General features: G+C 66.9%; 3 protein-coding genes. 2 read left to right on the top strand and 1 reads right to left on the bottom strand.

Annotation, left to right across the window (positions count from 1 at the left end):
- A partial coding sequence (locus QOD90_RS13900) for a glycine betaine ABC transporter substrate-binding protein (protein WP_526350605.1) occupies nt 1-322 on the top strand: 322 nt, incomplete at its 5' end.
- Nucleotides 323-412: 90 nt separating this feature from the next.
- Here QOD90_RS13900 and QOD90_RS13895 read toward each other — a convergent pair.
- Nucleotides 413-2,758: an FdhF/YdeP family oxidoreductase gene (locus QOD90_RS13895; protein WP_526350603.1), complete on the bottom strand. Its 2,346-nt coding sequence runs from the start codon at nt 2,756-2,758 to the stop codon at nt 413-415.
- A gap of 458 nt (nt 2,759-3,216) precedes the next feature.
- Between QOD90_RS13895 and QOD90_RS13890 the strand changes: the two genes are divergently transcribed.
- Nucleotides 3,217-4,672: GAF domain-containing protein (locus QOD90_RS13890; protein WP_526350601.1), on the top strand; the 1,456-nt coding region annotated here is incomplete at its 3' end.

The raw sequence follows: 4,672 nt of genomic DNA, 5'->3' as shown, positions 1-4,672 counted from the left end.
CGTTGAATTCCCGGATGCCGCAACGCTGGTTGGCGCTCTACGGTCGGGCCGCGTCGAAGCCGCCTGGACGTCCACGGCCGTACCGGAGACTCCCGACGACGTCGTCGTGCTCAGCGACCGGACCTCGGCCATCCGCGCGGAGAACGTGGTGCCGCTGTATCGCCGCAACGAGTTGAACGAACGTGAAGTGTTGGCGCTCAACGAGATCGCAGGGGAGTTGGACACCGGCGCGCTGGCCGACATGCTCGGCAAGGTCGCCTCGGGCACCGACCCTGGCGCCGTCGCCGACGAGTGGCTGGCCGCTCACCCGCTCGGCCACTGACCCGCGGGCATGTGCGTCGTCGCCGGATCGGCCGTACGGCAGTGCGCGTTGGGCGCACGTCAACGTGCGGGATGAGGCGCGCAAGCACTGCTAGGCGGAGGCCGGGATGACCTCGACGATGAGTTGCTTGGTCAACGGTTGCCCGCTCTGCTGGCTTCGGTCGGCGATCGCGCACAGCACGTTCAATTCGGGCATGTAGCCGAATGCGCTGCCGCGCGGGGTGTCGTAGGCCACGGCGCGATAGCCGTACACCGAGCGGGTACTGCCGTCGCGGGCGAAGCTGGTGATGTCGATGAGGTCGAACTCGTCCAGTCCGCGCTCGCGCATGTCCTCGGTATTCATGAATAGTGCGGTGCGCAGGTTCTTCAACCCGCGGTAGCGGTCGTCATCGGAGTAGATGGTGGTGTTCCACTGGTCGTGCGACCGCACCGTACTCAGCGTCAACCGGCCCTGTGGCGGAACCACATCGGGCATGGTGGCCGCGGAGAACTCCGCCTTTTCGGACGGGGTCAGGAACACTCGCTCGCGTGCGGGCTGCCGGATCCGAAAGCCCAGCGGTAGTCGCACGCGACGGTTGAAGTCCTCGAAGCCATCGAACACCTTGGCCATCACGTCGCGGATCCGGTCGTAGTCTTCGATGTAGTGCGCCCAGGGTGTGGGCGAGGCAGGGAGCGTTGCCTGGGCCATGCCGGCCAGGATCGCGCACTCCGACTTGAGCTGCGGGGATGCCGGCTTCTTCATCCCAAATGACAAGTGCACCATGCTCATCGAATCCTCGACCGTGACGCCCTGCTCGCCACAGCGCTGAACGTCCTTCTCGGTGCGTCCCAGACACGGCAGGATCAGCGCCCGGCGGCCGTGCACCAGATGGCTGCGATTGAGCTTGGTACTGACCTGAACGGTGAGCTCGCAGTTGCGCAGCGCGGCGAACGTCGCCTCGGTGTCCGGGGTGGCCATGCTGAAGTTCCCGCCCATGCTGACGAACACCTTCACCGCGCCGGTCATCATCGCCTCGATGGTCGCTACCGTGTCCAGGCCGTGTTCGCGCGGGGGCGTGATCGCGCAGACCTCCGCCAACCGGTCCAGTAGTTGCTTGCCCGGGCGGTGATCGATGCCGCAGGTGCGGTTGCCCTGGACGTTGCTGTGACCACGGACCGGCGACGGGCCGGCCCCTTCGCGGCCGATATTGCCGCGCAGCAGAAGCAGATTCACGATTTCGCGGACCGTGTCGACCCCGTGTTCCTGCTGGGTCAGCCCCAGACACCAGGCGACGACCGTGCGATCGGCACCGAGATAGATCTCGGCGAGTTTCCGGATCGCCTCCTCCGCGACACCCGATTGGTGCACGAGCTCAGCCCAGCCAGTCTGCTCGACGAGCGACCGATAATCGTCCAATCCGACGGTGAAGCGCTCCAAGAACTCGTGATCGATGGCCCTGGGGTCTGTCAGTGCGCGCTCGAAAACCACCTTCGCGACCCCGCGCAGCAGCGCCAGGTCGCCGCCGACACGGGGTTGGACGTTGAGGGTTCCGACCTTGGTGGCATGAAACGACGCCATCGCGAGGATCTCGTGCGGCACGATGGTGCGGCGACTGGCGGCCTCGATCAGCGGGTTGATGTGCACGACCTGCGCGCCACGCCGGTATGCCTCGGCGAGTGAGGTCAGCATCCGGGGCGCGTTGGATGCGGCATTGACTCCCATCACCAACAGCAGATCTGCCTTCTCCCAGTCGTCCAGGTCGCAGGTGCCCTTGCCGGTCCCCACCGACGCCGTCATCGCCCGGCCGCTGGCCTCGTGGCACATATTCGAGCAGTCCGGCAGGTTGTTGGTGCCGAACTCGCGTACCCACAGCTGATACAGAAACGTTGCCTCGTTGCTGAGCCGGCCGGAGGTGTAGAACGACGCCTGATGTGGGCTGTCCAACCCCTGAAGCGTGGAGCCCACCAGCTCGAAGGCCGCCGGCCACGCGATGGGTACGTACTTGTCCGACTCGGCGTCGTAGACCATCGGCTCGGTCAGCCGGCCCTGGTCCTCCAGAGCGAAATCCGTCCATCCCGACAGCTCGGTCACCGTGTGGCTGGCGAAGAAGTCCCGGCCGACCCTCTTGCGAGTCATCTCCCAGGTGACGTGTTTGATGCCATTTTCGCAGATGTCCAGGTGCAGGCCCTTGGTGTCATCGGGCCACGCGCATCCCGGGCAATCGAAGCCGCCGTTCTCGTGGTTCATCCGCTGGATCGCGCGGGTTCCGGCAACCAACTCGTGGCTCTGCACCAAGACATTGGCCACGCTGCGTGCCGCGCCCCATCCGGCAGCGGGATGGTGATAATCCTGCTGGGAGTACTCGCTGCTTGCGTTGGGGCCCCGCCCCACTGCGGGACGCCCGGGCTCACCCTGCCCGAGCAGGTCGCCCGGAATCCGTTTCTCGTCGTTCGTCACCTGATGTCCCTTCATCTGCGTTCAGCCGCCGTGGCAACGTGCGATGAACGCTTGGAGCGAGGATCCACTGTTTGACATTTCGAGTTTCGCAGTCCGGGTGCGGCCGTGGCCAGCGCCAATATCTGGGAGTAGCGACCGGTTCGCAGTCCGGGTGAGCCGCTACTCCAACAGCGGGCGTCAGGTCCCGTCCGCTGCGGGAGCGGCATCGGCATTGACCTGCGGCGGGGATGGCACGTCCGCCGCAATGGTCGCGGATGCGGGTTACGATTCGGTCGGCACTCGCGTGAGTCCGCCAGATCGATTTGTGAGTTCGCGCTATGACGCAGAGACGGTCACGGCTTCCCGGCTGGTTTCCGGGCGCAAATTCAGTGTCCGGCGCGCCCCATGCCCCACCTGGGTGGGCATCGACGCGGGCACGTGTGCTGGAAGGGCTGCTAACCCCGGCATCCCCGCCACTGATGCTAGGGCTCGTCATCGGCACGTTGCTGATTGCGGCCGAGAGCGCCTTGGTATACCTGCTCAAACAGGTCGCCCCCGGAAACGTCTTCGGTGTGATCTTCCTGCTGGGTGTCTTGGTCGTCGCTACGGTGTGGGGATTCGGACTCGGGGTGACGATGGCGCTGGCCAGCGCCGTTGTCTATGTGCACTTCCACTATTTGCAGACCGGCGGGAGCATCGTCGCGGTCTGGGCCAGGAACTGGGTGGCGGTCACCGTCTTCCTGGTCGTCGCTCTGGCGGCCGCCGCGCTCGCGGGGCTGGCTCGATCGCGCGCCGCCGAGGCCGTTGAACGCCGTCGGCAGGTCGAGGCAGGCCATGACGAGCTCAGCGCGCTCGCGGAGCAACAGGCCGCGCTGCGGCGAGTAGCGACGCTAGTCGCGGGTGGGGCGCGCCCGGCTGACGTGTTCGACACGGTGGCCGACGAACTGGCGCGATGCCTGCATGTGGTGAACGCGGGGCTGCTCCGCTACGAGCCCGACGGCACCGGGTTCGTGGTCGCGGTCCGGTACGAGCCCGGGATCACGACGATGCCCGTCACGGGCGAGCGAATTCCGTTGGGCGGCGACGACGTGGCAGCGTTGGTCTTGCGGACCGGCCGCGCGGCCAGGATTGACGACCACGACGAAGCGCTGGGTCCGGAGGCCGTACGCATCAGGGCCGGGGGCATCGGTTCGATCGTGGGACTCCCCATCCATGTCGACGACCGGTTGTGGGGCGCGGCCATTGTCGGCTCGACGAGCCCCGAGTCCATGCCGGCCGACACCGAGGCACGGGTCGCCGACTTCGCCGACCTGGTCGCCACCGCAATCGCCAATGCCGCCACCCGCGCCGAACTGGGTGCGAGCCGCGACGAACTGCGTGCGCTCGCGGAGCAGCAGGCGGCCTTGCGGCGGGTCGCGACGCTGGTGGCGCGCGGCGTCGGCCCGTCGGAAGTGTTCGAAGCGGTAGCCGACGAAATGGCCGGCCTGCTGCATGTGAGCCATTCGACGGTATCCCACTACGACGCTGAGGAATTCGTCCCCGTCGCGATCTGCCACGAGAACCGGCTGCGCAAGCTGCCCGAGGGTCTGCGCCTCCCATTGGCGGGCGACAACGTCGCTGCGAGGGTGTTTCGTACCCACCGCACCGCCCGGATGGACAGTCACGACAACGCTCCGGGTGAGCACGCGGCACGCATCCGTGAGCTCGGCATCCGTTCGGCGGTGGGCGTGCCCATCATCGTCGACGGATCCGTGTGGGGGGCGGCGATCGTTGGCTCGTCGACACCAGAGCCCATGCCTGCCGACACCGAGGTCCGCATCGGCGACTTCGCCGATCTCGTCGCAACCGCGATCGCCAACGCCGCAACCCGCGCCGAACTACAGACCAGCCGTGACGAGCTGGTCGTGCTCGCCGAGCAGCAGGCCTCTTTGCGAC

The organism is Mycobacterium sp., assembly GCF_032161845.1.
In the GTDB taxonomy this organism is placed as follows: Bacteria; Actinomycetota; Actinomycetes; order Mycobacteriales; family Mycobacteriaceae; genus Mycobacterium.
The sequence above is the reverse complement of the archived record's forward strand: the minus strand, read 5'-3'. Positions and strand labels throughout refer to the sequence as shown.